Here is a 26,247-nt window from a genome sequence, read left to right as displayed (position 1 = left end):
CCGCCAGCCACCAAGGTCAACTCGCGGAGAGCGGCTCGGCGCCTGGACGAAGATCGCCGCCGCCGATGTGCACGGTCCGTGAGAGGCACATCAGCGTAGGGCAATACCTGTGGACAACCCTGTGGATAACTGGCCAGTTATCCACAGGGCACGCACGGTAGCGGCAGCGGTCGGTCAGCCGTTGCCCGGCGACGCGCTGTTGCTCGGCTTCGGCGACCCGGAGTTGCCCGGGTTCGCATCGACGTACTCGCCGACCCGGATGATGATCCGGTCCGTCTTCATCGCCGGCTTGTTCGCAGCCTTGTTCGTGTTGATCACGACGCCGTCCTTCGACTGGTCGCTGACCTCGGTCTTCTCCTGGTCGACGTTGGTGAAGCCGAGCGACTGGAGCAGCGCTTCGGCCTGCTCCGGAGTCTTGCCGGACACCTCGGGCACGATCGCCTGGTTGTTCTTCGACACGAGGATCTTGATCGTGGAGCCGGGCTTGATCGAGGTGCCGGGCTGCGGGTCGCTGCCGACGACCTCGTCCTTGGGCTCGACCGCGTCCCGCGGCTCGGCGACGACCTTCAGGTTCATGCCCTCGAGCTGCTTGGTCGCCTGGTCCTTGGTGAGGCGCAGCAGCGGCGGCACCGTGAGCAGCGTGGGCTCGCCACAGACGTCGTAGTCGATCTGCGTGCCCTGCTTGACCTCGGTGTTCGCCTTCGGCTGCTGCGTGACCACGCGGCCGGGCTCGCAGTTCTCGTTGGGGCCGGCGTGCGGGTCGCCCTCCAGGTTGGACTGGCGCAGCGCGTTGGCCGCCTCGGCCTGGGTTTGCCCGACCAGCTCCGGCACCCGCACCATCGGCTCCTGATTGGCCAGGTAGAGGCCGATCGACAGGGCGGCCACCGCGAGCAGGCCCAGCACGGTCAGCGCGACCACGATCCCGGTCGAGCTCTTGCGCTTCTGCCGCGCGGCGGCCCGGGCGGGCTGGCGCGAGGCCGGCGGCGGCCGGTAGGCGGTCTGCTGCGCCATCACCGTCGCCATCTCGTCCTCGGTCAGCACCGGAGGCGCGGAGACCGGACGGCCGGCGGCGGCCCGCATGAGGTCGGCCCGCATCTCGGCGGCGCTCTGATACCGGTTCAGCGGGTTCTTCGCCAGCGCCTTGAGGACGACGGCGTCGATCTCGGGCGTGACGTCCCGGTTGCTGGTGCTCGGCGGCCGCGGGTCCTCCCGCACGTGCTGGTACGCCACCGAGACCGGGTTGTCCCCGACGAACGGCGGGTGGCCGCAGAGCAGCTCGAAGAGCACGCAGCCGGTCGCGTAGACGTCGCTGCGCGCATCGACGGGCTCGCCGCGGGCCTGCTCGGGCGAGAGATACTGCGCGGTGCCGATGACCGCCGACGTCTGGGTCATCGTCGTCGCGCCGCTGGCCAGGGCCCGCGCGATGCCGAAGTCCATCACCTTGACCTGGCCGGTCTGCGTGAGCATCACGTTGCCCGGCTTGATGTCGCGGTGGATGATCCCGTGCCGGTGGCTGAACTCCAACGCGGCACAGATGTCCGCGGTGATCTCCAGCGCCCGGCGGGGCATGAGCCGGCCCTCGGCCGCCAGCACCTCCTTGAGGGTGCGGCCGTTGACGAACTCCATGACGATATACGGCAGTTCCTCGCCCGCCGGGCCGCGTTCCTCGCCCGTGTCGTAGACGGCGACGATCGCCGGGTGGTTGAGGGAGGCGGCGTTCTGCGCCTCCCGGCGGAACCGTAACTGGAACGTCGCGTCGCGGGCGAGGTCGGTCCGGAGGGTCTTGATCGCAACGTCGCGGCCGAGTCGCAGGTCACGACCTCGGTGCACCTCGGCCATGCCGCCATAGCCGAGCAACTCCCCGACCTGGTAACGGCCGCCGAGGAGGCGCGGCTGGGCGGTCATGTCGTGTCGTCCTTCGGTCATTGGCTCTTACCTTGCCACGTCTTGCGACGAGAACCCATTCCGATCTAGCTCGCGCTCGGCTCCGGCGACGGCTCGTTGTCGTCCGACTTCCCGGGCGCCGGCGCCGAGCTGGAGTTGTTGCCCTTGGGTGGTGGGAACGCGCTCTTGACCACGGTGAGCGTGATCTCGGTGCCCTCCGGCACCTGGCCGCACGGCTCGACGTTGAGGATCCGGCCGGGGATCGGATCGTCCGAATCCTGCTCCACGACGTTGACCTTGAGCTTCAGCCGCCTGAGCGACGCTTCCTCGGTGATCCGCTGCTTGCCCTTGATCTTGGCGCAGTCGACGTTGACCAGCTTGCCGGTCGGCTTGACCGAGGTCGGCGCCGCGGCGCTGGTCGGCGGCGCGGTCGTCGCGTCACTGCCGACCTTGTTCGGGTCGTCCTTGCCGTTCATGGCGAAGTACAGGCCGCCGATGCCGATCAGCACCAGCAGCACGATGCCCGCGATCCCGGCCACCACCAGGTTGTTCCGGCCGCCGGAGCGCCCACCGGCACCGCCCGGGGTCGGCGCGGGCGGGGGCGCGTCGTACCCGCCGTCGTAGCCGCCACCCATGAACGTGGCCGTGTCGCCCCTCGGCGGCGGTGGCGGCACACCCGCGGCGCCGCGGGCCTGGTGCCCGCCCACGCCGGCCGGCTGCTGGCCGGGCAGCGGCGGCAGCGCGCCGCCGGGCATGATCCGGGTGCCGCCCGCGCCGGGCGACACCGGGCCGCCGGAGATCGGCGGGCCGGACATCGGCGAACCCGAGGTCGGCTGGCCGTAGGAGGGGCCGCCGGAGACGGGCGGCGCGATCGGGGCGCCCGAGACGGGCGGGCCGAGCGGCGGCACCACCGGGCCGGCGGCCGTGCCCCCGCCGAGCTGGTGCGACACCCGGCGGGCGGCCTGGGCGAGCGCGGCGGCGCTGGGCCAGCGGGCGGCCGGGTCCTTCGCCATCGCCCGCTCGACGAGCTGCACGACGGGCGGCGGGATGTCGTTCGGCATCGGCGGCGGCAGCTCGCGCACGTGCCGCATGGCGATCTCGAGCGGGTTCTCGCCCTCGAACGGCCGCTGGCCGGACAGGCACTGGTAGGCGACCACGCCGAGCGCGTAGACGTCGGACAGCGGCGTGGCCTGCTGGCCCGAGGCCTGCTCGGGCGAGATGTACGAGGCGGTGCCGAGCACCGAGCCGGCCGCGGTCAGCTGGGCCACGGCGGCCGAGCGGGCGATGCCGAAGTCGGTGAGCACCAGCGTGCCGTTGGGCCGCACGAGCAGGTTGCCGGGCTTGACGTCGCGGTGGACGATGCCCTTCTCATGCGCCGCGTGCAGCGCGTCGGCGGCCTGCGCGATCAGCGCCATGGCTCGGGCCGGGGTGAGCCGGCCGACCCGGGACAGGGTGCGGGAGAGCGCGTCGCCCTCCACGTACTCCATGATCAGGAAGGCGGTGCCGTTCTCGCTGCCGTAGTCGTAGATGTCGACCACGCCGGGGTGGTTGATGGTGGCCATCGTCCGCGCCTCGCCGCGGAAGCGCTCGGCGAAGCCGGGCTCCTCGAGCAGTGCGGGCAGCAGGACCTTGATCGCGACGATGCGGCCCAGCACCTCGTCGGTGCCGCGCCAGACGTCACCCATACCGCCGCCGGCAATGCGCTCGTCCAGGCGGTAGCGCCCACCCAACGTGGTGCCGGCGCTCAACATGTCGCGCACCTCATGTTATTTGATGCCCTTTTCGTCCGCGTATGCCTTCATGACCTGACCGGCAATGCGAGCCGCCTCCCCGCTGCCACCCTTGCCAGCGTTCTCGAGGAAGACCGCGACCGAGATGATCGGCTTGCCGTCCTTCAGTGCGAAGCCGATGAACCAGCCGTGGTCCTGCGCATCTTCACCGTCTTCCGCGGTTCCGGTCTTACCACCCACCTGCAAGCCGGAGACGTTGGCGCTGCGGCCCGTGCCGTCGCGGGACGTGACCACGCTGAACATCATTTCCTGCAGCTTGGCGGCGACATCGCCACTGATCGGGCGGCCCATTTCCTTGGGCTCGGTGCGGTCGGCGTTGGAGAGGTCGGCGTTCTGCAGACGGTCCACCACGTACGGCCGCATCTCGCGCCCGCCGTTGGCAACCGTCGCGGCAATCATCGCGCCTTGCAGCGGAGACATCTTCACCTCACGCTGTCCGATGCTCGACTGCGCGACGGCGGGCGGATCCACGACACCGTTGGCGGTCATCGGGCCCGTGTGGCTGGCGACGATCCCGCAGTAGTTACGGTCCTGGTCCTCGATGTACCTCGGCTCCGACTCGAACCCGAAGTCCGACGCCATCCGCTTGAGCTTGTCGGCACCGATCCGCTCGACGCCCATCCGGGCGAAGACGGTGTTGCACGAGACGGTCAGGGCCTGCTTGAGCGTGATGCTGTCGGGGCAGATGCCCTCGTGGGCGTTCTTGATCCGGAACGACGAGGTCTGCGGCGGCTGGTAGAACTCGCCGCCCGGCACGACCGTGTCGGGCGCCAGCGACGAGTCCGCGGTCAGCGCGGCGGCCGAGGTGATGACCTTGAAGGTCGAGCCCGGCGGGTAGATGTTCGCCACGGCCCGGTTCAGCAGCGGATCGGCCGGGTCGGCGTCCAGCTTCTTGTAGTTCGCCAGGGCGGCGTTGGTGTCGTGGGTGCTCAGCAGATTGGGGTCGTAGCTCGGCAGCGACACCTCGGCGAGCACCGCGCCGGTCGTCGGGTCGAGCGCGACGACCGCGCCGCTCTTCACCTTGAGCTTGTTGTTGCCGAGCTGGGTGTACGCCGTCTCCTGGGCCGACTTGGAGACCGTCAGCAGCACGTTGCCGCCGGCCGGCTTCTTGCCGGTGAACAGCCCGGCGATCCGGTCGGCCGCCTGCTTGTCGGAGGTGCCGACGAGGAAGTCGTTGTTGAGCTTCTCCAGCGAGGTCGCCGCCAGGTTGACCGGCTTGAAGCCGAGGACGTGCGCGTACTGGTCCTTCAGCGGGTACGTCCGGAGGAACTTCAGCGAGTCGCCGGTCTCCTGCGCGTCGGCGACCGCGATGCCCTGGGCGTTGACGATCTTGCCGCGCGCCCGCTCGTACTCGCTCGCCTGGACGCGGCCGTTGCGGGCATTCTCGCGGTAGTCGTCGGCCTTGACCACCTGGCGGTAGTTCAGGTTGACGAACAGCATCGCGAACAGCACGAGCACCACGACACCGACCCGGCGCAGCGGGGCGTTCATCGCACAACCTCCGTGGGCAGCTCTTTGATCTGGACCGGGGCGCCGCCGCCACCGCCGGTGGACACGCCGCCCAGGTTGACCGACGGGGACCCGCCGGCCGGGCGCCGCGACGCGTCGGAGATGCGCAGCAGCAGACCGATCAGCAGCCAGTTGGCCACCAGCGACGAGCCACCCGCCGAGAGGAACGGCGTGGTCTGCCCGGTCAGCGGGATCAGCTGGCTGATGCCACCCACGATGACGAACACCTGCAACCCGATGGTGAACGCGAGACCACCGGCGAACAGCTTGCCGAAGGAGTCGCGCACGTTGATCGCGGCCCGCAGGCCGCGCTCGACGATCAGCAGGTAGACCACGAGCAGGGCGGTCAGGCCGAACAGGCCGATCTCCTCGCCCATGCCCGAGAAGATGAAGTCGGTGCGCACCTCGGGCACCTTGGTCGGCTGCCCGGCGCCCGGGCCGGCCCCGGTGAGGCCGCCGGTGCCGAGGCCGAGCAGCGACTGCACCAGCTGGTAGCCCTTGTTGTCCGCGTCGGCGAACGGGTCGAGCCAGGTGGTGGCGCGCTCGGAGAAGTTCAGGAACGGCCCGCCGACGGCCTTCCCCAGGAAGTACGCCAGGAAGGCCCCGCCGAAGAACAGGCCGAGACCGATGATCAGCCAGCTGACCCGCTCGGTGGCGATGTACAGCGTGACGACGAACAGGCCGAAGTACATCAGCGACGTGCCGAGGTCCTTCTCGAAGATCAGGACCAGCAGCGACATCAGCCAGACCGCGACGACCGGCCCGAGGTCGCGGCCGCGCGGGAAGTCGATGCCGAGGAACCGCTTGCTCGCCAGCGACAGCACCTCGCGCTTGCGCACCAGGTAGTACGCGAAGAACACGAGCAGGCAGATCTTGGCGAACTCACCGGGCTGGATCGAGAAGCCGGGGAACTTGATCCACAGCTTGGCGCCGTTGATGGACGAGTACTGCGCGGGCAGCACCGCCGGGATCAGCACCAGGACGATGCCGGCGAGGCCGAGCGTGTACGCGTATCGCGACAGCGACCGGTGGTCGCGCACGATGGCCATCAGGATCACCGCGCCGACGATCGCCGCCGCCGTCCAGCCGAGCTGGCGGAAGCCGTCGCCGCCGAACACGCTCAGCTCGGCCCGCTCCGGCGCCTTGACCCGGGCCAGGTCCAGGCGCCGCAGGAAGGCGACGCCCAACCCGTTGATGAGCGCGACCGCCGGCAGGATCACCGGGTCGGCATACGGCGCGAGAAACCGGATCGCCATGTGTGCCAGGCCGAAGATGACGGCCAGCACCGCGATCTGCACCCAGAAGTCGGACGTGACCTCGCCGACGGCGTTGCCCTCGACGACGCCCGCGTAGACCAGGAGGATCACCGCGACGAAGAGCAGGAGGCCCAGTTCGACGTTGCGGCGGGTGCGCGGCCGCGCCGGCGCGGACACGGCCGACCCGTCGCCCGGGTTGGCGGGCGACGGGGCCGGGAAGGCGGGGGCGGTCACGACACGTTTCCTCTTGGCCTCGCGGTCAGCAACTGGCGGCGGGGGTCGGGCTCGACATCGTCGGTGACGCCTCGCCGGACGTCGGGAGCAGGGCGCCCGCGGAGGCGCTGGCCGAACCGGCCGGGCTGAGCGACTCGACCGGGGCGGAGGTCGCCTGGTCGGGCGACGGGCTCCCGTCGGCGCTCGGCTCGGTGGACGGGCAGGGCTGCTTGCGGGACGGGTCGCTCGGGTCGAGCAGCGCGGCGAGCTTCTGCTTGGCCTCGTCCAGGTTGTCAGCCGGGATGCCCTGCCGGATGGTGCTCTGCGCGGCCGGGGTCAGGTCGTCGACCTTGAGGTCGCTCGTCTCGTAGACCGTCGACAGCTCGATCCAGGCGATCCGGCCCTGGACGCCCTTGAAGATGGCCACGTTGCCGTCGTCGGTGGCGCCCACGTAGTACCGGGACTGTGTCACGCTCCAGCCGTACCACAGCCCACCGCCGAACAGCCCGAGCAGCACGACGAGGAGGATTGCCGTGCGCACCGGATGCCGGCGAGGACGCTCGCTGTCGTCGCGCGCGGTGGGCGCGGCGCCGGCGCGCTGCTCCTCCTCGCTCTCCGGCACGGGCGGGCGGGGCGCGGACAGGGCGGCGCCGCGGGCCGACGACATCGACTGGTCGGCCGACGTGGCCATGCCACGGTCCTGGGCCGCCGCACCGCCGACGATCGGCCGCGCCTCGACGATGTCCTCGTCGGTCACGTCGGCGACGATCACGGTGATGTTGTCCGGCCCACCGCCGCGCAGGGCCAGCTCGACGAGCCGGCTGGCGCACTGGTTGGGGTCGACGTACTCCCGCAGGGTCGCCTCGATGGTCTCGGCGCTCACGACGCCGGAGAGCCCGTCGCTGCACAGCAGGTACCGGTCGCCCGGCTTGACCTGCCGCACCGAATACTCCGGGTCGGCGTCGCGGCCGTCGAGCGCCCGCGTGAGCAGGGAGCGCTGCGGGTGGCTGTTGGCCTCCTCCAGGCTGATCCGGCCCTCGTCGACGAGCATCTGGACGTACGTGTCGTCCTTGGTCACCTGGGCGAACTCGCCGTCGCGCACGAGGTACGCCCGGGAGTCGCCGATGTGGACCATGCCCATCTTGGTGCCGGAGAACAGCATGGCGGTGAGGGTCGTGCCCATGCCCTCCATGGCCGGATTCTCTTCGACGGCGTCCCGGATCTGCTGGTTGGCCAGATCGACCGCGCTGCGCAGCGTGTCGATCATGGCGTTGCCAGGCACGTCTTCGTCGAGCGGCGCCATGGTGGCGATGACAATGTTGCTGGCGACGTCACCGGCGGCCATGCCGCCCATGCCGTCGGCAACGGCGAGCAGCCGCGGTCCGGCGTAGACGGAGTCCTGGTTGCCACTCCGAATCAGACCGCGGTCACTGCGGGCCGCATAGCGCAAGGTGAGGGTCATGGCCGTAACTCGAGTGAAGTGCGGCCGATGCGAATCGGCACGCCGAGGGGGACGGGGGTGGGTGCGCTGACCTTGGTCTTGTCGAGGTAGGTGCCGTTGGTGGAGCCGAGGTCCTCGAGATACCACTGGCCGGCGCGTGGCACGAGCCGGGCGTGCTTTGCAGAGGCGTAGTCGTCGGTGATCACCAGCGTCGAGTCCTCGGCCCGGCCGATGGTGATGGGCGCCTCGCCGAGGGTGATGCGAGTGCCCGCCAGCGCACCGGCGGTGACGAAGAGCTGATGCGCGGTCTTCCCGCGCTTCACCTTCGCCGGACGGCCAGGAGCCGTCACCGCACCAACCCCCCGGGGTGCGGCGACGATCCGGCTCGAACGCGAGCCTGCGAACAGGTCCCGCCGGATGACCCCCACCACCGTGAACACGAAGATCCACAGCAGCACGAGTAACCCGTAGCGGGCAACCGTGATGACGAATTCCATCTACGACGCGCTCATTCAGATCCGCCTAACGTCGACCACGCATGCAGAACGATCAACCATCCACGCGGTAGGTGAGCGTGGTCGTGCCGAGCTGGATCATGTCACCCGGGTTCAACGCGACCGCGGAGACGCGTTGACCGTTGACCATCGTGCCGTTGGTGGAGCCGAGATCGGTCAGCACGACCTGCGCACCGTCGAAGTCGAGTCGCGCATGACGGCGCGAGATCCCGACGTCGGGCAGTCGCATGTTGGCCTGGTCGCCCCGGCCGATCACGGTCGAGCCAATCGACAGAGGGTAGCTGCGCCCGTCGCCCGACACCAGTCGAACGTTGCGCGCGGGACCGCCCGGACCGCCCGGACCCGGCCCACCGTAGCCGCCCTGCTGCCCGTATCCCCCATACGGGTCCGGCACGGGCGGCGGGGCGACGTCCCCACCGGTGTAGACCTCGGCCGTGACCCGGAACATGCCGGTGTCGAGCCCGTCCCCCCGCTCGATCTCGACGATCACGTCGCCGTAGACGGTCCAGCCCTGCTCACCGATGAACTCGGCCTGCGACTGGGCCAGCTCCTGCGCCAGCGCGGCCGCATAGGGCGCCAGCCGGCTGTGGTCATAGGGCGAAAGGTCGATCACGTAGCGATTCGGCACCAGCGTGCGCCCGCCGGCCAGAATCGCCTTGTGGGCTTCCGCCTCCCGTTGCATGGCGTTGAGGATCTCCACGGGGTGGACGACCCCCTTGAAGACCTTGGCGAAGGCCCCCTCGACCAGGCCCTCGAGGCGCTTCTCGAAGCGCTGCAGCACACTCACCGGTTCCTCCTCGGGTTCCGAGGTCATGATGGTATCCGGACGTCGCACGCCCGTATGCAAGCTGACCGGTCGGCCCGTGCTACTCTTCCGTGGCGCCCAGGGAAGCCTAGTGCCTACCCGGTCATTTCGCCGAGTTGGGACACGGTATGCTGTGGCGCGCCAGGCGGTTTCGGCCGCTAGGGGAAGTGGCGGAATGGCAGACGCGCACGGTTCAGGTCCGTGTGCCCGAAAGGGCGTGGGGGTTCAACTCCCCCCTTCCCCACCGCTGATCGGTGGCCCCTGCTTCGCGGCGGGGGCCGCTTGCCGTTGCAGCGGTGGGATTCTTCGCGCCTCGCTTCGCTTGCTCCCCGGTGGGGCTCCGCCACCCACACCCCCGATCCGCGGCCTCCCCGGGCGGTTGGTCGTATTGCCGACCCTTTCTCCTGGTCGGTGGTTCTTCTTTCTTCTGGCTCTGGTCCTTGCAACTTTGTTGTTCGTTGCTCCCGTCAGACAGCGCTTGAGGGGCCGCGCCATTCGGCGCGGCCCCTCGTCGCTGCCAGGCTCGTGTCGCCACCTGCCCGCGACCTTCGGCCGTGATCGGGCCTCGTGGCTGGCGCTTCGCGTTTTCGCTTTCGGCCGTTGTCCGCAGTGGCCACCCCTCCCGGTGGCACCGGATCGGGCCTTGCGGCCCTCCCGCTCGGGTTCGTGGGTGTGACAAATACGACCAAATATGGTTGGAATGGACCCTGCTTGCCTGCCTCGTTGCCCCTCCCTGCGTCGCTACCGTCCGTGGCGGGAGGTGGCGGTCGGTGGGGTTCGGTGATCGAGGGTAAGGAATGGCCGGGGGTTTGGATTGCCTGTCGGGGGTGTGGACGCCGACGTGGGGCGCAAGTGGGTGGGGGGGCGCGGGGGTCACGGTATGCTCCCAAGCGGTTCCGACCACTGTTGTCCACCGCAGGGAGTTCTTCGTCGTGAGCGTCGCACTCGTCACCGGCTCCGCCGGGCTCATCGGCTCGGAGGCGGTGCGCCACTTCGCATCGCTCGGGCTCGACGTTGTCGGGATCGACAACGATATGCGCAAGCGGTTCTTCGGGGCCGAGGCCTCCACCGCCTGGAACGTCGTGCGGCTGACCAGTGACCTCGGCGAGTCCTATACGCACCACGACGTCGACATCCGGGACCGGGAGGCCCTGGCCGGCATCTTCCAGCGGTATGGGAAGGACATCGCCGTCGTCATCCACACCGCGGCGCAGCCCAGCCACGACTGGGCCGTGCGCGACCCGTTCACCGACTTCGACGTGAACGCGGGTGGGACGCTCAACCTGCTGCAGAACGTGCGGGAGCACTGCGTCGACGCGCCGTTCATCCACTGCTCGACCAACAAGGTCTACGGCGACCGGCCGAACAGCCTGCCCCTGCAGGAGCTCGAGACGCGGTGGGAGATCGAGCCGGGCCACCCGTATGAGAACGGGATCAAGGAGGACATGTCGATCGACGCCTGCCTGCACTCGGTCTTCGGCGCCTCCAAGGTCGCCGCGGACGTCATGGTGCAGGAGTACGGGCGCTACTTCGGCATGAAGACCGCCTGCTTCCGGGGCGGCACGCTGACCGGGCCGGCGCACTCGGCCACCGAGCTGCACGGCTTCCTCGGCTACGTGATGCGGTGCGCGATGGAGCGCCGGACGTACAAGATCTTCGGCTACAAGGGCAAGATGGTCCGCGACGCGATCCACTCGCACGACGTGGTCGCCGCGTTCGAGGCGTTCTTCCGGGCGCCCCGCAGCGCCGCCGTGTACAACCTGGGCGGTGGCCGGCACTCCAACACCTCGCACCTGGAGGTGTTCGCGCTGGCCGAGCGGATCACCGGCAACGAGATGCAGACCGAGTATCACGAGGCCAACCGGGTCGGCGACCACCAGTGGTGGATCGGCTCCAACGAGCGCTTCCAGCAGGACTACCCCGACTGGAAGCAGGTCTACGACGTGCCCATGATCTGCCAGGAGATCTACGAGGCCAACGTCGACAAGTGGACCCCCGGGTCCTGAGCAAGACGGACCACGCAGCCGGACTAGAGAAGACGGACACAGTGATCGACCAGGGCAAACGTAACGTCCTCGGGGTCGAGGTCAGCGCCGTCGACTACGACGCCGCCGTCGAGAAGGTCATGAGCGCCGCCCGCGAGGGGCGGCCGCTCGCCGTCACGGCACTCGCCGTGCACGGCGTGATGACCGGCGTGCAGGACAAGGCGCACAACGCGCGCCTCAACTCGTTCGATCTGGTGACGCCCGACGGCCAGCCGGTCCGCTGGGCGCTCAACGTGCTGCACAAGGCGCGGCTCGCCGACCGCGTCTACGGCCCGGAGCTGACCCTGCGCGTGCTGCGGGCGAGCGCCGAGGAGGGCCTGCCGGTCTACCTCTACGGCTCGACCCAGGAGACCCTCGACCGGCTGGTCGAGAAGCTGAACGAGCGCTTCCCCGGGCTGAAGGTCGCCGGCATGGAGGCTTCGAAGTTCCGCATGGCCGAGCCGGGCGAGCCCGAGCAGATCGCCACCCGGATCAAGGAGTCCGGCGCGCGCGTGGTCATGGTGGGCCTGGGCTGCCCGCGCCAGGAGATCTTCGTGTACGGCATGCGCCAGCTCGTCGACGCGCCCATGCTCGCGGTCGGTGCCGCGTTCGACTACCACGCCGGCGGACTCAGGAACCCGCCGCCGTGGATGCAGAAGTACGCGCTGGAGTGGCTGTGGCGCCTCGGCCTGGAGCCCAAGCGGCTCTGGCGGCGGTACATCCTGCTCAACCCGAACTACCTGGCCCGGCTGGGCGCCCAGAAGGTCCGCCTGTGGCGGGCCGCCCCGCCGCCCCCGGCGACCGAGCCCCTGAAGACGTTCGCGGTCTGAAACACAGCGGTCTGAACACGAGAAGGCCGGCTCCCCGAGATCAGGGGCCGGCCTTTCGCACGTCTCAGTCGCGGCCGGTGATCGCGTTCACCTTCGCGCCGCGGCGCTTGAAGGTGCCCCGCTTCTCCAGCGCACGCTCGGCGGGCAGCAGCATGAGCGCCAGCGGCGCCGCGATGTACCAGCGGTCGAGCATCACGTAGGCAACGATGTTCATGACGACACCGAGCGCGTACAGACCGATCAGCCAGTCCACCCGCTTCTCACCGACACCGCGCTTGTTGTAGGCGTCGAGCACGCCGAAGGCGCCGATGCTGAGGGCCAGAAGGCCGCCGCCGCTCACGAACGCAAAGACCAAATCGGACACGTCACTCACCCTTGCCTCCCCGTGACCAGCAGCAAACTCGACCTAAGCTAAACGGACATTTCAAGATCGACCATCAACTTTGCGACGCTCGGGGTCGGTCGAATAGCGCGTCTCAATCGTCCGTTCAGCCGATGTCACTGAGCGTTTCGGTCAGCCAGGCCCGCGTTGCGTCGTCGCACGCGGCCCCGGCGATCCCCGCCTGGAACGCCTCCCGCGCGCCGACTCCAAGATCGGCCGCGATCCGGTGCTCTTGAGCCAGATCCGTGTTGAACATCGCCGGGTCGTCGGTGTTCACCGTGCACGGCACCCCGGCGGCGACCAGGGCCGGCAGCGGGTGCTCGGCCAGGGACGGCACCGACCGGGTCCGCACGTTGGAGGTGGGGCAGACGTCCAGCACCAGTCCACGATCGACCACCTCGGCCAGTACGGCCGCATCCTCCACCGCGCGGAAACCGTGACGCAGCCGGTCGGGGTCGAGACCGAGCATCTCCCGCACCGACTCGGCGCCGGCCGACTCGCCGGCGTGCGGGACCAGCGCCAGGCCGCCCTCGCGGGCGATCTGGAAGGCCTTCGCGTAGGGCAGCGCCGAGCTGGCCCGCTCGTCCCCGCCGAGGCCGAGCCCGACGATCCCGCGGTCGCGATACCGCACGCTCCACCGCGCGACGTCCTCCGCCACGTCGACCGGCATCCCGCGATAGAGGTCCGGGGTCAGCCGGACGACCACGCCGTGGCGCTCGCGGGCCTCGACGATCCCGTCGGTGTACCCCTCGTACAGGTCCTCCCACGACACCCCGCGCTGCACCCGCTCGCCGGGGGAGAAGATCGCCTCCAGGTAGACCGCGCCGTGGCCGGCCGCCACGCCCGCGTAGTCGACCAGGATCTGCCGGAAGTCGTCCGCGGTCCGCAGGCAGTTCGTGGTCATGATCCACACCTGGACGAACTTCGCGAAGTCGGTGAACTGGTACAGCTCCCGCACGCCCTCGACGGTGTCGGCCGGCAGTGACTGCCCGTTGCGTCGTGCGATCTCCAGCAGGGTGGCCGGCGGCACGGCCCCCTCGAGGTGCACGTGCAGCTCGATCTTCGGTGTCGTCATGGGACCCAACGTAACGACGGGCCCCGGCCGCCGTCGCAGCGGTCCGGAGCCCGTCCGACCTCCCCAGGTCGAGTCCTCAATGCTTTGTACAGGTTGAGGATCGACCTGTCGATAGACGGGCGGGTGCGGCTTGAGCAGGCGCTACTTGAGCGGCCGGGCCTCCTGCGAGTAGATCAGCTCGAGGATCGACCGGGCCGCCTCGAACCAGCGGTCGAGCCATTCCTGCTGCGGCAGCGTGCCCTTCGGCGGCAGCTCCATCAGCAGGCCCCGCAGCAGCGGGTGATCGGCCAGCGAGCCGGTCGGCGACGGCGAGTCGAGCCACGGGTCCCGGCCGAACATCGGCTCGGTCAGCGGGCCGAGATCCGCCACCAGCGAGGACTCGGGCAGCTTGGGCGGCGTGAGCGGGCCGCCGATCAGCGAGCTGTCCAGGGAGCCGTTGCGCGGCGACAGGTCGTCGATCGGCCCGTCGCCAAGGCCGGCGTCCCGGCGGCCACCCGGGCGGTAGCTGCCCAGTTGCCCGGAGAAACGGTCGTCGGTCTTCGACGATCCGTTGCCGAAGTTGTCGGGGCCAATGTTCATCGGTGCAAGCCTTATCTCACTCGGGGGGAAATGCCGAGGTGCGACACTCACACATACAACGACTGTCGGGACAAAAAGGACCGGCCCGCTTCCGTCGACACGGAGCGGACCGGCCGGTGCGCGGGTGGCGAATCACCTCGCCAGGTCGAACTCCCCGTCCTTGGTGCCGGCGACGAAGGCCAGCCACTCCTCCGGGGTGAACAGCAGTACTGCCCCGGCCCTGTCCTTCGAGTCGCGCAGGGCCACCGCCCCGCCGACGAACGCGACCTCGACGCAGTTGTCCGAGTACGGACCGCTGCGGGTGCTCTTGCGCCAGGCCGCGCCCTCGAGGTTCACGGTGAAGCCCTTGGCTTCGATTTCCACTACAACTCCTTTGTCAGCTTCTCGATCATCGACACTGACTCGTCCGGACGGAGTGCGTTGGCGCGCAAGTAGTCAAAGATGAATCCGTAGCGCTGAAGCTCGTCGTCCTTCTCGAGGAAGAGACCGCCGGCGGCATTCGAGGCGAACACGAAATTCTGTCCGGCAGACTCGTCGTACAGCAACATCGTGAATGTCCCGTCCATCCCGGCGTGCGCTCCGGCGGAGAAGGGCAGGACCTGAAGGGTCACGTTCGGCCAGGCCGCCGACTGGCTCAGATGTTCGAGCTGCCGGCGCATGACCGCCCTCCCACCGACCGGGCGGCGCAGCACAGCCTCGTCCAGCACCACCCAGAGATCGATCGGGTCATCCTGAGTGAGTAACGACTGTCTCCCGATCCGGACACGGACGCGTTTTTCCACTTCCGTGGCGCTGATGTCGGGCCGGGCCGCATGGATCATGGCCTGCGCGTACTCCTCGGTCTGCAGCAGGCCCGGGACCACGAGCGCCTCGTACGAACGGATGTGGTCGGCCGCGGCCTCCAGCCCGACGTAGGCGCCCGTCAGGACATCCCCGTACAGCTGCCACCAGCCCTTCTGGCGGGCCTCGCGGGCGATCTTCAGCAGCTGGTCGGCGTACTCCGGATCGACGCCGTAGATGTCGAGCATGTCGCGCACGTCGCGCGGGGTGACCCCGGTCTGCCCGGTCTCGATCCGGGAGATCTTCGACCCGGAGCACTCCAGCCGCTCCGCCACCTGGTCGATGGTGACGTGCGCGGCCTCCCGGAGCCGGCGCAGTTCCATCCCGAGCTGCCGCCGCCGTAGCGTCGGGCTGCCTCGACGACTTGCCACGGTGTGACACCTCCGCGCGCCGCTATACGTAGATACGTCACGTATAGATCAGCGCAACATCCTCAATCCGCGCAAGACGGCTGCGGGACAACCTTGGGCGGGTCATACCCTCGGTGGAATTCTCGCGTTGCAAGTTGCATGTCGCGGGTTTCTCGGGCAACCTGTGCGTGTGGATGAGGTAACTGAGTGTTCATCTGGCGGAACATTCACCTCACGTGGACGCAGCGACAAACGATCGAACCCGATCGGCGGTTACGGCACCGGATGGGGCCGGACCGACCTTCCCCCGAACGGAAGACGGGAGTCCGACAGTGCTACCGAGGACGGGTGACGTGTTGCGCGTTACCAAGGCCGCGAGTGTCCAGTTCACGCAGTCCATACTGTTCCGGGTGATCAGAGTGCACGACTGGCAGACGTATGACGGATGGGCGTGGCTGGACGGTTACCAGCTCAACGCCGCCGGCGACGCCGTCGAGCGCCGATCGATATTTGTTCAGCTCCAGGGTCTGCAGCCCGGCTTCGTCGCGCGGGGGTCGCGCGTCCCGGCTGCCCGAGTCCCGTTGCCGGTGGGGTAGGTCCGCACCTCTCCGGTGACATCCGGGGTCAAAGGGCGGGTCCCGTGGCTGGTCGAAGAGCCCGGGATCCGTCCTTTGATCGCCTCATGACGCCGACGTCGCCGGGGACGGCGAGCTGGTCGGTGCCGTCGCCACCACCACGGTGACGGTGCCGCCGGGCTGGACCGTCTCGCCCTCGTCGGGCCGCGTCGCCAGCACCTCGCCCGGCGGCAGCGAGTCGTCGGCGCGCCGCTCCACCGCCACGTCCAGCCCGAGCGCCTGCAGCTTCACGGTCGCCTCGGCGAGCGAGTCGCCCCGCAGCCGCGGCACGGTGACCGGCCCGGCCGGCGGCGCGGCGGAGGTGGCGGGCGGGCCGGACGTCGGCGGAGGCGCGCTCGATGGCTCCGGGGTCGGCGACGGTGCCGGCGAGCCGGCCGCCGTCGGCGCCGGCCCGGGCGCGACCGGGGCGTTCGCGCCGTTCTCGGTGGCGCGGTAGATGAGGAACAGCCCGACGCTCAGGCCGCCGAACAGCAGCAGCCCCACGATCCCGACGATCACCGGCGTGAACCACGACCGGCCCTGGTAGGGGTCCTCCTCCTCGACCCACTCCTCCGGGGCGGGCTGCCGCACGTTGGCCCGGGCCGTCCACCGCTCGGTGTCGGGCTCTGCGGGGACCGGCCGGTACGGCGTGGTGTCGCCCGGCCCGGGCGCGCCGGAGACCGGTCGGTGGGGGGCCGTCTCCTCCGGTGCGCCGGAGACCGGGCCGTACGGAGGCGTCTCCGGACCCGGCGGTTGATGGGGCTCGGCCCAGCGCTCCTCCGTGGACGCGCTCTCCTCCCACGGGTCGGTCGGCGGCCGGTACGGCTGCGTGGCGTCGTCCGGCCGGCCTTCCCGTCGATCGTCGTCCGGGCTCTGCGGCATACCTCCAGTTCACCACCTTGTCCGGGATGTCCGCCTCTTCCCACTCATGCCCACCCCCTGGCCGTCGCTAACCCACCCTCCGTAGCGGCCCGCGAACCGGCTGACGTTCCGACGACAAGGACTCGCCCGGGTGGACGGCTGGGCGTACGCTGCGCGGCATGGCGGCACGAAGCTGGGCTACCTCAATATTTACCGCGATCGGTGTCGCGGCGGGCGCGGGTGCCGCGCAGCTCGGTCTTGGCTACGGACTGGGCATCATCGCCTGGCAGCCGACCGGCGACAGCGCCACCGTCTGGATCAGCAGCCTGGGCTGGGTGGCCTGGCTCGCGGCGAGCTCGACGGTCATCGGCGCCCTCTGCGCGGACCGGCTCGCCGGCGCAGCGCCCGTCCCGGCCAACCCCGACAGCGCCGCCGGCCAGGCGCTCACGATCGCCTGGCGCATCGTGATCGCCCTCGCATCGGCGGTCGGCTCGCTCATCATCGTGCCCCTGGTCGCCATCCCGGCCCGAGCGCCGCGGCCCGACAACGCCGCGCCCTACTTCGCGGCGGGCGGCTACGCGGTCGCCGGCATCATCCTCGGCCTGCTCGTCGCGATCTGCGCACTCACGGCGCGGGCGATCGCGGCCAACGTCATTGCGACGTCGGCCTGGGTGTGGACGCTCGCCGTGGTGGCCGTCGCCGACGTCGTGCGGGTCGACGGCGAGACCGCGACCGCCGCCCAGCTCGGCACCTGGCAGTTCGCGGACGGCACCTGGATACGCGGGACGGTCAGCCTGCCCGGGGCGCTACTCATGCTGGCCGCGGCCCTGGTCATCGGCGGCCTGGCCGCATGGCCGGCCGGCCGGCGCGGAGACAACCGGGTGGGCGTCGCCATCGCCGGAGCCGCCGGGCCGTTCCTCGTCGCGGCCGCCTACTTCCTGGCCGCCCCCGCCCTCGGCGGCGAGCGCGACCAGCACCTGTCGGCCTTCTACATCGCGCCCTACGCGGTGATCGCCGGCCTGGCCGGCTCCGTGATCGTCTCGGCGATCGGCCCGCGCGGCTCGCGGGCCCAGGCCCGGGCGGCCCGCAAGGCGGCCGTCGCCAACCGCGACGCGCGCAGCGCCTCGGAGATCTCCGACTGGACGGCCGCGCTGGCCGAGGCCGACGCCGCCGAGGCACGCCGCCGCCAGGACGCGGGCGAGGAGCCCGGCGACGACCCGTGGGCGAGCCCGAAGGACGACAAGGGCAAGAAGAAGGAGCCGGTCACGGTCGGGGCGGCCGAGCTCGACTCGACCGCCGACCTGGAGTCCGACGCCTACGCGCCGTCCCGGGCGTATGGCAAGAGCACCGAGAAGACCGGCCGCACCTATACGTCGGATTCGGCCAACCGGGCCTACGCGGAGGACACGGTCACCGAGGACGAGTCGCCGACGGTGCCCGCCGCGACCACGTCGTCCTCCGGCCACAAGCCGCCGACGCCGCTCTGGCCCGAGCAGACGACGGAGAGCGCCCCGGCGAAGCCGTCGACGGGCCGTCCGAAGCGGGGGCGCGGCCGCCAGTCCGAGTAGTCAGATCGGCCAGGTGTGGACGGGCTCGTTGGCGTGCAGGCCCTCGCTGTACCGGAGCAGCATCTGGCGCAACGCGGACGTGCGGTCGAGGTGGTGCCGGTCCTGCAGTGACCGCACCATCTCGGTCTGCCAGGCGGCGCCGTTGTGACCGGTGCGGCACCGGCCCTCGATGACCCCGAGCAGGCGGTCGCGGGTCGCCGGGAGCACGCCGAAGCGGTCGAGCCCGGCCGAGGCGAGCGGCAGCAGCTCGTCGAGCACCAGCTCGGGCACGCGGACCTCGCCGACCTCGGGCCACCAGAGCCGCGCGTCGAGGCCGTCGCGGGCGGCGGTGTGGAAGTTCTCCTCGGCCGCCGAGAAGGGCATCTGCGTCCAGATCGGACGGTCCTGCTGGACCAGCTCGCCGACCAGCCCGAAGTAGAAGGCCGCGTTCGCCACCTGGTCGACCACGGTCGGGCCGGCGGGGAGCACCCGGTTCTCGACCCGCAGGTGCGGCCGACCGTTCATGATGTCGTAGACGGGGCGGTTCCAGCGGTAGATCGTGCCGTTGTGCAGCCGCAGCTCGCCGAGGCGCGGCACCCCGCCGGCCTCCAGCACGGCCACCGGGTCCTCGTCGTCGGTGATCGGCAGCAGCGGCGGGAAGTACCGCACGTTCTCCTCGAACAGGTCGAAGATCGACGTGATCCAGCGCTCGCCGAACCAGACCCGGGGCCGCACGCCCTGCGCCTTGAGCTCCTCGGGCCGGGTGTCGGTGGCCTGCTCGAACAGCGCGATGCGGGTCTCCGCCCAGAGCCGGCGACCGAAGAGGTACGGCGAGTTCGCGCCCACCGCGACCTGCACGCCGGCGATCGCCTGGGACGCGTTCCAGTTCAGCGCGAAGTCCTCGGGCGCGACCTGCAGGTGGAACTGCACGCTGGTGCACGCCGACTCCGCCGCGATCGAGTCGGACTGCGCCTCGAGGCGCTCGTGGCCGCGGATGTCGAGCGTGATGTACTCGCCGCGGGCATTGACGATCTGCTCGTTGAGCAGGCGGTAGCGCGGGTCGTTCGACAGGTTGGCCAGCACCGCGTGCTCCTGCCGCAGCGTGGGCAGGATGCCGATCAGCACCAGCTGGGCGTCGGACTTGCGGGCCCGCTCGTCGGCGTGGATGAGGCTGGCCAGCACCTCCCGCTCGTAGACGTCGAGCCCGTCGCCCTCGATGACCCGCGGCGCGACGTTGATCTCCAGGTTGAACTGGCCCAGCTCGGTCTGGAACGACGGGTCGGCGAGGTCGGCAAGGACCTCCGCGTTGCGCATGGCCGGCTGCGCGTCGGGGTCGATCAGATTGAGCTCGATCTCCAGCCCGGTCATCGGGCGGTCGGAGTCGAACCGGAAGTCGTTGAGCATCAGGGCGAAGACGTCGAGACAACGCCGGACCTTCTGGCGATATCTGGCGCGGTCCTCACGCGAGAAAACTCCCCGTGTGACGTCCTGGCCCATGCTGTCCCCAACCCCTGGCCTTCTTGGACCCTCCACGTTAGGAGTGGTCCGGGTGTACCGCTAGGGACAAAACGGACACCAATGCAGCCGAGGGTGAGCGGGACCTTGCAGAGGGTGGGAGATTTCGCCCACCCTCCGCTTGACCGCTAAAACCGGAAATTACGCCTGACGGATCGCCTCGGCGCCGATCTCGATCTTGACCTTCTTGCCCACGAGGACGCCGCCGGTCTCCAGCGCCTGGTTCCAGGTGATGCCGAAGTCCTCGCGGTCGATCTCGGTCGTGGCGCTGAAGCCGATGACCTCCTGGCCCCACGGGCTCTTCGCGTGGCCCTCGAACTCGACGTCGAGCTCGACCTCGCGGGTCACGTCGCGGATGGTCAGGTCGCCGACGAGCCTGAACTCGTTGCCGGAGAGGCCGACGACGCGGGTGCTCTTGAACGTGAGCGCCGGCCACTGCTCGACGTGCAGGAAGTCGGGGCTGCGCAGGTGGCCGTCGCGGTCGGCAACACCGGTGTCGATGCTGGCGGCGTCGATGCTGACCTCGACGTGCGACTGCAGCGGGTCCTCGGCGATCACGACCGAGCCGGTGGCCTTGCTGAAGCCGCCGCGGACCTTGCTGACCATCATGTGGCGGGCCACGAAGCCGACGCGGGTGTGCGCCGGGTCGAGCTCGAACTTGCCCGGGATCGGGATCGTGAGCCCGTTGTACTCGCGGGTGTTGGCGGGAGCGGTCATCGTGAGTCCCTCCGATGTGCTGTTCCTAAGAAGGTTGTCGCCGCAAATATACTCTCAGCAGAGTCTCGTTTGTCAAGCGTTTGATGATAGACTTCGGTCGTGAGCGACGAACTGCTGGAAGACGCCCGAATCACGGCCATGGGCCTGTTCGTGGAGGCCTTCACCGGGCTGAACGCCCGGCTCAGCGTCCAGCTGGCCGAGCACGGGCTCGGCAACGTCGACTTCGAGGTGCTGGTGCGGCTGTCCCGCTCGCCCGGCGGCGAGCTGCGCATGACCGACCTGGCGGCGCAGACCGGCCTGTCGACCAGCGGCGTCACGCGGGTCGTCGACCGCCTGGAGCGCGACGGCCTGGCGATGCGCCGGGCCTGCCCGACCGACCGGCGCGGCTCATTCACGGTGGTGACCCCGGCCGGCGTGGCCAAGATGCATGCCGTCCTCCCGGGGCACGTCGCGCTCATCGACGAGTGGTTCACCGGCCGGCTGGCGCCGGACGCGCTCGACAGCATGCTGACCAGCCTGCGCACGATCCGCGACGCCGTGCGCCCGGGCGCCACGTCGGGCATTCACCCGGCCCCGGCGCCCCGCGCCGCCGCCTGACCCTCAGCCCAACCGGCAGGACCACCGGCAGCTTCGCCGATCATCGATCCGCATTTCCGTCATGTACCACTATATCGCCCACGACCCTCGGATATGGTCCTCGGCCGGGGAGGCACGGCAGCACCCCTCGGGGTCCGGCACGGGCGGGGCAAGGTGGGACGGCGCGGAACGCATCGCCCCGGGGGGCCTTCGTCCGTGCCCTTCCGCAGCGCGGCATCGAGGCCGGTCGGCGTTGTCAGCGGCCGAGCAGGCGGTGCTCGCGGGGCAGCAGCCCCAGCCCGCCGTTGGCCCGCAGGCCCGCCAAGTCCTCCAGCGCCCGGTCCCGCACCGCCGGCTCGGCGCAGGCGGCCAGCCCGACCAGCGCCTCCAGCACGTCGCGGACGTCGTCGCGGCCGGCCAGCAGGTTCGCCGCGGACTCGAAGGAGCGGGCGGCTGCGGCACGGTCGCCCCGTCCCATCGCCAGATAGGCGGTGATCAGCTCGGTCATGCCGGCGTTGCCCGGCACCTCGGTCAGCTCCACGAGCACGGCGGCCGCGTCCGCTGGGCGGCCCGCCTCGGCGAGCGCCAGCCCCAGCGTGCCCAGCGCCCGCACCCGGTGCGGCGGGTCGCCGATCTCGGCGATCGTGGCCGCGGCCCGCCGGCCCAGCTCGACCGCCTCCTCGAAGCGCCCGTCCAGCCGCGCCACCTCGGCCAGGTTGGCCTGGGTCAGCGCCCGGACGCGCGCGTCGCCGGCCTCGACCGCCCGCCGGCCGGCCGCGGTGAGCCGGCGGGCCGCGGTCGCCAGGTCGCCGGCGCGGATGTCGTGCCACGCGAGGTTGTTCTGCGCGACCGCGATCTCCCGGACCCGCCCGGTGCGGATCGCCAGTCCGAGCATCGCCTCGCAGTGCCGGCGCGCGTCGTCGGTGCCGCCGAGCGCGTGCCAGATGCCGGCGAGCAGGGCGCGGGCGGTCAACTCGGTGGTCGTGTCGCCGTGCGCGACCACGACCTCGAGCGCCGCCTCGGTCTGCCACAGCTCGGCCACGCCGCGCCCGTGCGCGGTGGCCAGCATCGCCGCGCCGACCTGGGCGATCGCCCGGACGAGCGGGTCGCAGTCCTGGGTGCGCTTGTCGTCGAGGAGCCGGCGCAGCAGGTGGTGTGCCTCCACGTCCCGCCCGCGCAGCCGGCACCAGCGGGGAATGGCGCCCGCCAGCCGGAGCGCGATCGCGGGCTCCCGGACCGAGGTGTACCGCAGCGCCGTCCGGATGTCGCTGTTGAGGTAGTCGAGCCGCGACACCGCGGCGGCGCTGGCCGGCCCGACGAGGTCGGCCGAGACGCGGACCGCGATCCGGGTGACGACCTCGGCGTGCCGCAGGCGGGCCGCGCGCAGCTCCCCGCTGTTCGCGCTCTGCTCCGCGGCGAAGTCCATGACCACGTCCAGCAGCCGGAACCGCAGGTCGCCCGGCCCGCGGACGCTGACCAGGCCCAGCCCGACGAGCCGGTCGAGGATCGCCTCGACGTCGCGGTACCCGTCGTCGAGCAGGGCCTCGGCCAGCTCCAGCGACCACCGGCCGCGGAACACCGAGAGCCGCCGCAGCGCCGCCTGTTCCCGCTCGTCGAGCAGGTGGTAGCTGGCCGCGACCGCGTCGCGGAGCCGCTGGCCGGCGGGTTCGGTGGCGGCGAGGTCGAGCACCCGGTTCCCGTACCGCGACAGCAGCTCCGGCAGCTCCAGCACCCGCCCGCGGGCCGCGGCGAGCTCGATCGCGAGCGGCAGCCCGTCGAGCCGGCGGACCAGCTCGGCGACCGCGCCCAGCTCCGCGTCGGCGACGGGCTCGCGCCGCACCTGGCGGAGCCGGTCGAGGAACAGCGCGACGGCCGGCGCCCGCCGCAGCGCGGGCGGCGACAGCCCGGGCGGCGGAAGGTCGAGCGGCTCGACCCGCCAGTCGACGACGCCGGGCAGCGCCCCGGCCAGCGGTCGGCGGCTCGTCGCGAGGATCCGGACCGACGGCACCCGCGAGCGCAGCCACTGCAGCGCGTCGACGGCGGCGCGGGGCGAGCGGTCGACGCCGTCCAGCACCAGCAGAGCGGGACGGCTCGCGTACCGCTCGACCAGCTCCTCGGCCCGGGCGACCCCGAACACGGCGGCGACGGCGGCGAAGATGTCGTTCGGTTGCGAGATGTCCGTGACGGTGACCGAGACGGCGGTCGCGCCGGTCGCGGCGACCCGCTGCGCGACCGCGTGGGCCAGGCTGGTCTTGCCGACGCCGGCGAGCCCGACGAGGGCGACGAGCTCCGCGCCGTACGGCCCGCCGAGCAGCGTGAGCAGCTCCTCGACGTCGGCGTCCCGGCCGGTCAGCGGCGGGTGGGTCGGCAGCGGCAGCGTCGAGGCCGGGAGCTTCGAGGCCGGCCGCGCCCGCTGCACCGGCGGCCGGACCGCCGCCGGCTCCGGCCGCGCCGCGCTCGCGAGGAAGTCGTCGCGCTCCAGCCCGGTCAGCAGCAGCGCCTCGGCCAGCAGCGAGACGGTGTTGCGCTGCGGCCGGGCGACCCGGCCGCGCTCCAGCTCGCGCAGCGTGCGCACGCCGAGGCCGGCCCGGCTGGCCAGCTCCTCCTGGGTCAGTCCCCGCGCCAGACGGCGGGCCCGCAAGGTTGCGGCGAACCCGGCTCCGGCGTTGCGCGGATCATGGTCCGGACCTGGGGACATGTTGAGGAAGGGTACTTCCGGAGGTGCCCGCGAAGAAGCCGGGCGTCAGAACCACGACGTTGATCTATACCCGCTGGCGCTCCCGGATCACGGCCGCGGGCCGGCGACGCAGGAACGGCGGCGCCCACCAGTTCCAGCTGTCGAGCATCGTCATGAGCGCCGGCAGGAGCAGGCCGCGCACCACCGTGACGTCGATGAGCACCGCCACCGTCATGCCGACGCCGATCTCCTTCACGGCGACCAGGCCACCGAAGGTGAAGCCGAGGAACACGATGCCGATGCAGATCGCGGCCGCCGTGACGACCGGGCCGGAGCGCGTGATGCCCCGCAGGACGGCGCGGTTGGTGTCCGGGCGTTGGTCGTACTCCTCCTTGATCCGGGCAAGCAGGAACACCTCGTAGTCCATGGACAGGCCGAAGATGAACACGAACAACAGGACCGGAGTGGTCAGGTCGACGCCGCCCCACGAGTCGAAGAAGAGCGGCACCTGCCCCCAGCCCCACTGGAACACCACGACCAGCACGCCCAGCGTGGCGAGCAGGGTCAGCAGGTTCATCAGTACCGCCTTGAGCGGGATGACCACCGACCCGGTGAGCGCGAAGAGCAGCACGACGGTCACCAGCAGCACGACGAGCGCGGCCAGGGGCAGGCGGCCGGCGAGCGACTGGCGATAGTCGACGACCTCGGCGCTGGAGCCCGTGACGTACTTCGGGAACGGCGTCGACATCGCCCGCACCCGGCGGACCAGGTCGTACGACTCCTCGCCGCCGACCTCACCCTTCGGCGTCAGGTCGAGCACCGTCCAGCCCTTGGGGACGTCGCGGCGCACCTCCAGCCGGAAGACGTCCTGCTGGAGCTGGTTGATCTGGTTCATGAACATCCGCACGTCGGCGCGCTCGGGCCCGGCCTCGACCAGCACCACGACGTCGTCGGGATGGTTGTTGTTGAACTTCGTCTGCAGGGCGTCGTACGCCTGCCGCGCCTCGTTGCTGTGCGGCAGCGCCCGCGCGTCGGAGTTGGCGAAGTTGGCCCCGAGCAGCGGCGCCGCCAGCACGAGCAGCCCGGCGGTGACCGCGAGGGCGACCGGCCCGGGTTTGGCCTGGGCCTTGGTCGCGAGCCGGGCGAGCACGTTGCGCTTCGGCTCGGTTGACGCCTTGATCCGGTGCTTGGCGAGCGAGAGCAGCGCCGGTACCAACGTGAGCGCGGCCAGCGTCGCCAGCACCACGACCGCCGCCCCGCCCAGCGCGACCGCGGCGAGCAGCGGCTCGGCGAACACGGCCAGCCCGCCGAGCGTCAACGCCACCGCGAGCCCGGAGATGAGCACGGCCCGCCCGGACCGCTCGGTGGCGGCGACGAGCGCCTCGGTCGGCTCCAGGACGCGCCGCTCCTCCCGGAACCGCGCGACGATGAGCAGCGAGTAGTCGACGGCGAGCCCGATACCGAGCAGCGTGACGACGTTGAGCGAGTACTCGCTGACCTTGGTCACGTAGCTGAGCCCGAGCAGGAGCAGCAGCGACCCGGCGACCCCGGCGACGGCCACGGCCAGCGGCAGCCCGGCGGCGACAACGCCCCCGAAGATCAGCACGAGCGCCACGAGCAGCGCCACGAACGCCACGCTCTCCCCGATGGCGAGGTCGTCGACAGACTGCTCGGCAAAGGCCCGCTCGGCGATCTTGTCCCCGCCGACGGTGACCTTGGGCGCCTCGATCATCTCGAGCCGGTCCCGCACCCGGTCCTCGAGCGCTTCCCGGTCGGCGTCCGTGAGCCGGGGGTCGAGCTCGACCCGCACGGTGGTGCTCATGTTGTCGGCGCCGATCTGCCCGCCCTGGCCGGTGTAGAGGTCGTTGACCTCCTTGACCCCGGTCATGGTCCGGATCTCGTTCGCGGCCTTGCTGACGCTGGCGTTGAGCCCGCCGTCGTAGACGTCGCGTCCTTCGATGACGGCGATGACCACGGATCCCTGCGGGGCGATCCGGTCGATGGTGGCCTGGGCGACGGCGGACTCGCTGTCGGCCCGGTTCGTGGTGGTCGTCGCCAGCCGGTCGAACAACCCACCGCCGAAGACGGCCCCGCAGGCCACTACGACGAGCCACACCCCGACGACCGGCCACCGGTACCGGTCCATGAGTGCGCCCAGTTTCGCGAACATCGGAGTATGCAAGCACGGCGCACATCGGCCCGAACATCCCCCGGACCGCCACGGAGATCTGTCAAATTCCCGCCCAC

21 protein-coding genes, 1 tRNA gene and 1 pseudogene are annotated in these 26,247 nt (G+C 70.8%); 6 read left to right on the top strand and 17 right to left on the bottom strand.

Going from position 1 to position 26,247, the window contains the following annotated elements; all coding sequences use genetic code 11:
* Positions 1-174: 174 nt before the first annotated feature.
* The 7 genes and pseudogenes from pknB to IEZ31_RS30060 form a co-directional block, all read right to left on the bottom strand.
* On the bottom strand, positions 175-1,905 hold the full coding sequence (gene pknB / locus IEZ31_RS30090) for a Stk1 family PASTA domain-containing Ser/Thr kinase (RefSeq protein WP_190253440.1): 1,731 nt from the start codon (positions 1,903-1,905) through the stop codon (positions 175-177).
* Between the two features lie 937 nt (positions 1,906-2,842).
* Positions 2,843-3,635 (bottom strand): annotated as a pseudogene (locus tag IEZ31_RS59475) (serine/threonine-protein kinase); the annotation flags it as partial.
* Positions 3,636-3,650: 15 nt separating this feature from the next.
* Positions 3,651-5,165 carry a peptidoglycan D,D-transpeptidase FtsI family protein gene (locus tag IEZ31_RS30080; protein WP_190253389.1) on the bottom strand — a complete coding sequence of 505 codons (1,515 nt, stop codon included), beginning with the start codon at positions 5,163-5,165 and terminating at the stop codon, positions 3,651-3,653.
* On the bottom strand, positions 5,162-6,673 hold the full coding sequence (locus IEZ31_RS30075) for an FtsW/RodA/SpoVE family cell cycle protein (RefSeq protein WP_190253388.1): 1,512 nt from the start codon (positions 6,671-6,673) through the stop codon (positions 5,162-5,164). Before IEZ31_RS30075 ends, IEZ31_RS30080 begins: the two co-directional genes overlap by 4 nt.
* Positions 6,674-6,698: 25 nt before the next feature.
* Positions 6,699-8,114: a PP2C family protein-serine/threonine phosphatase gene (locus IEZ31_RS30070; RefSeq protein WP_190253387.1), complete on the bottom strand. Its 1,416-nt coding sequence runs from the start codon at positions 8,112-8,114 to the stop codon at positions 6,699-6,701.
* Complete coding sequence (locus tag IEZ31_RS30065) at positions 8,111-8,590, bottom strand: FHA domain-containing protein FhaB/FipA (RefSeq protein ID WP_190253386.1); 480 nt, start codon at positions 8,588-8,590, stop codon at positions 8,111-8,113. The genes IEZ31_RS30070 and IEZ31_RS30065 overlap by 4 nt, the downstream gene beginning before the upstream one ends.
* Before the next feature lie 52 nt (positions 8,591-8,642).
* Positions 8,643-9,422 carry an FHA domain-containing protein gene (locus IEZ31_RS30060; RefSeq protein ID WP_190253385.1) on the bottom strand — a complete coding sequence of 260 codons (780 nt, stop codon included), beginning with the start codon at positions 9,420-9,422 and terminating at the stop codon, positions 8,643-8,645.
* Between the two features lie 152 nt (positions 9,423-9,574).
* Here IEZ31_RS30060 and IEZ31_RS30055 point away from each other — a divergent pair.
* The 3 genes from IEZ31_RS30055 to IEZ31_RS30045 all read left to right on the top strand — a co-directional run bounded on the left by IEZ31_RS30055 (position 9,575) and on the right by IEZ31_RS30045 (position 12,267).
* A tRNA-Leu gene (locus tag IEZ31_RS30055) sits at positions 9,575-9,657 on the top strand.
* Positions 9,658-10,345: 688 nt separating this feature from the next.
* Entirely contained in the window at positions 10,346-11,419 is a 1,074-nt protein-coding gene (locus IEZ31_RS30050) for an NAD-dependent epimerase/dehydratase family protein (RefSeq protein ID WP_190253384.1), read from the top strand.
* Between the two features lie 44 nt (positions 11,420-11,463).
* Positions 11,464-12,267 carry a WecB/TagA/CpsF family glycosyltransferase gene (locus IEZ31_RS30045; protein ID WP_229835990.1) on the top strand — a complete coding sequence of 268 codons (804 nt, stop codon included), beginning with the start codon at positions 11,464-11,466 and terminating at the stop codon, positions 12,265-12,267.
* 64 nt (positions 12,268-12,331) lie between these two features.
* On the opposite strand, the gene IEZ31_RS30040 is transcribed toward IEZ31_RS30045, so the two are convergent.
* The 5 genes from IEZ31_RS30040 to IEZ31_RS30020 all read right to left on the bottom strand — a co-directional run bounded on the left by IEZ31_RS30040 (position 12,332) and on the right by IEZ31_RS30020 (position 15,466).
* Positions 12,332-12,640 (bottom strand): hypothetical protein, encoded by a 309-nt coding sequence (locus IEZ31_RS30040; protein WP_190253383.1) that lies wholly within the window; start codon positions 12,638-12,640, stop codon positions 12,332-12,334.
* A 115-nt stretch (positions 12,641-12,755) separates the two neighbouring features.
* Positions 12,756-13,724, bottom strand: coding sequence for an adenosine deaminase (add, locus tag IEZ31_RS30035; protein WP_190253382.1), 969 nt, complete (start codon positions 13,722-13,724; stop codon positions 12,756-12,758).
* A 141-nt stretch (positions 13,725-13,865) separates the two neighbouring features.
* Complete coding sequence (locus tag IEZ31_RS30030; protein ID WP_190253381.1) at positions 13,866-14,303, bottom strand: hypothetical protein; 438 nt, start codon at positions 14,301-14,303, stop codon at positions 13,866-13,868.
* A 132-nt stretch (positions 14,304-14,435) separates the two neighbouring features.
* Entirely contained in the window at positions 14,436-14,666 is a 231-nt protein-coding gene (locus IEZ31_RS30025) for a DUF397 domain-containing protein (RefSeq protein ID WP_190253380.1), read from the bottom strand.
* Positions 14,666-15,466, bottom strand: coding sequence for a helix-turn-helix domain-containing protein (locus IEZ31_RS30020; protein WP_373294713.1), 801 nt, complete (start codon positions 15,464-15,466; stop codon positions 14,666-14,668). The genes IEZ31_RS30025 and IEZ31_RS30020 overlap by 1 nt, the downstream gene beginning before the upstream one ends.
* A 359-nt stretch (positions 15,467-15,825) precedes the next feature.
* Here IEZ31_RS30020 and IEZ31_RS30015 point away from each other — a divergent pair, with 359 nt between their 5' ends.
* A complete protein-coding gene (locus tag IEZ31_RS30015) occupies positions 15,826-16,089 on the top strand; it encodes a hypothetical protein (RefSeq protein WP_190253378.1) in 264 nt (87 codons plus the stop codon).
* 84 nt (positions 16,090-16,173) lie between these two features.
* Here the strand turns inward: IEZ31_RS30015 and IEZ31_RS30010 are convergent, their stop codons facing one another.
* Complete coding sequence (locus IEZ31_RS30010) at positions 16,174-16,989, bottom strand: PASTA domain-containing protein (protein ID WP_190253377.1); 816 nt, start codon at positions 16,987-16,989, stop codon at positions 16,174-16,176.
* Between the two features lie 158 nt (positions 16,990-17,147).
* On the opposite strand from IEZ31_RS30010, the gene IEZ31_RS30005 reads away from it, so the two are divergent.
* A complete protein-coding gene (locus IEZ31_RS30005; protein ID WP_190253376.1) occupies positions 17,148-18,536 on the top strand; it encodes a hypothetical protein in 1,389 nt (462 codons plus the stop codon).
* Here the strand turns inward: IEZ31_RS30005 and IEZ31_RS30000 are convergent, their stop codons facing one another.
* Together IEZ31_RS30000 and IEZ31_RS29995 are read right to left on the bottom strand one after the other, a co-directional pair.
* Positions 18,537-20,012, bottom strand: coding sequence for a glutamate-cysteine ligase family protein (locus tag IEZ31_RS30000; protein WP_190253375.1), 1,476 nt, complete (start codon positions 20,010-20,012; stop codon positions 18,537-18,539). It abuts the gene before it with no gap.
* Between the two features lie 159 nt (positions 20,013-20,171).
* Positions 20,172-20,747 carry a YceI family protein gene (locus IEZ31_RS29995; protein WP_190253374.1) on the bottom strand — a complete coding sequence of 192 codons (576 nt, stop codon included), beginning with the start codon at positions 20,745-20,747 and terminating at the stop codon, positions 20,172-20,174.
* A gap of 99 nt (positions 20,748-20,846) precedes the next feature.
* Between IEZ31_RS29995 and IEZ31_RS29990 the strand changes: the two genes are divergently transcribed.
* Positions 20,847-21,344, top strand: coding sequence for a MarR family winged helix-turn-helix transcriptional regulator (locus IEZ31_RS29990; RefSeq protein WP_373294712.1), 498 nt, complete (start codon positions 20,847-20,849; stop codon positions 21,342-21,344).
* A 235-nt stretch (positions 21,345-21,579) separates the two neighbouring features.
* Here the strand turns inward: IEZ31_RS29990 and IEZ31_RS29985 are convergent, their stop codons facing one another.
* Both IEZ31_RS29985 and IEZ31_RS29980 read right to left on the bottom strand, forming a co-directional pair.
* A complete protein-coding gene (locus IEZ31_RS29985) occupies positions 21,580-24,021 on the bottom strand; it encodes an ATP-binding protein (protein ID WP_190253373.1) in 2,442 nt (813 codons plus the stop codon).
* A 64-nt stretch (positions 24,022-24,085) separates the two neighbouring features.
* Complete coding sequence (locus IEZ31_RS29980; RefSeq protein ID WP_229835984.1) at positions 24,086-26,170, bottom strand: MMPL family transporter; 2,085 nt, start codon at positions 26,168-26,170, stop codon at positions 24,086-24,088.
* Between the last annotated feature and the right edge of the window lie 77 nt (positions 26,171-26,247).

The organism is Dactylosporangium sucinum (genome assembly GCF_014647515.1).
In the GTDB taxonomy this organism is placed as follows: Bacteria; Actinomycetota; Actinomycetes; order Mycobacteriales; family Micromonosporaceae; genus Dactylosporangium; species Dactylosporangium sucinum.
The sequence above is the reverse complement of the archived record's forward strand: the minus strand, read 5'-3'. Positions and strand labels throughout refer to the sequence as shown.

What these genes read in the sequence shown, in the direction of transcription:
- IEZ31_RS29985 (WP_190253373.1), bottom strand. Translation starts at nt 24,021, where the DNA reads ATGTCCCCAGGTCCGGACCATGATCCGCGCAACGCCGGAGCCGGGTTC.
- IEZ31_RS29995 (WP_190253374.1), bottom strand. Translation starts at nt 20,747, where the DNA reads ATGACCGCTCCCGCCAACACCCGCGAGTACAACGGGCTCACGATCCCG.
- add (WP_190253382.1), bottom strand. Translation starts at nt 13,724, where the DNA reads ATGACGACACCGAAGATCGAGCTGCACGTGCACCTCGAGGGGGCCGTG.
- IEZ31_RS30070 (WP_190253387.1), bottom strand. Translation starts at nt 8,114, where the DNA reads ATGACCCTCACCTTGCGCTATGCGGCCCGCAGTGACCGCGGTCTGATT.
- IEZ31_RS29980 (WP_229835984.1), bottom strand. Translation starts at nt 26,170, where the DNA reads ATGTTCGCGAAACTGGGCGCACTCATGGACCGGTACCGGTGGCCGGTC.
- IEZ31_RS30005 (WP_190253376.1), top strand. Translation starts at nt 17,148, where the DNA reads ATGGCGGCACGAAGCTGGGCTACCTCAATATTTACCGCGATCGGTGTC.
- IEZ31_RS30030 (WP_190253381.1), bottom strand. Translation starts at nt 14,303, where the DNA reads ATGAACATTGGCCCCGACAACTTCGGCAACGGATCGTCGAAGACCGAC.
- IEZ31_RS30065 (WP_190253386.1), bottom strand. Translation starts at nt 8,590, where the DNA reads ATGGAATTCGTCATCACGGTTGCCCGCTACGGGTTACTCGTGCTGCTG.
- IEZ31_RS30020 (WP_373294713.1), bottom strand. Translation starts at nt 15,466, where the DNA reads ATGGAACTGCGCCGGCTCCGGGAGGCCGCGCACGTCACCATCGACCAG.
- pknB (WP_190253440.1), bottom strand. Translation starts at nt 1,905, where the DNA reads ATGACCGCCCAGCCGCGCCTCCTCGGCGGCCGTTACCAGGTCGGGGAG.
- IEZ31_RS30080 (WP_190253389.1), bottom strand. Translation starts at nt 5,165, where the DNA reads ATGAACGCCCCGCTGCGCCGGGTCGGTGTCGTGGTGCTCGTGCTGTTC.
- IEZ31_RS30060 (WP_190253385.1), bottom strand. Translation starts at nt 9,422, where the DNA reads ATGACCTCGGAACCCGAGGAGGAACCGGTGAGTGTGCTGCAGCGCTTC.
- IEZ31_RS30000 (WP_190253375.1), bottom strand. Translation starts at nt 20,012, where the DNA reads ATGGGCCAGGACGTCACACGGGGAGTTTTCTCGCGTGAGGACCGCGCC.
- IEZ31_RS30010 (WP_190253377.1), bottom strand. Translation starts at nt 16,989, where the DNA reads ATGCCGCAGAGCCCGGACGACGATCGACGGGAAGGCCGGCCGGACGAC.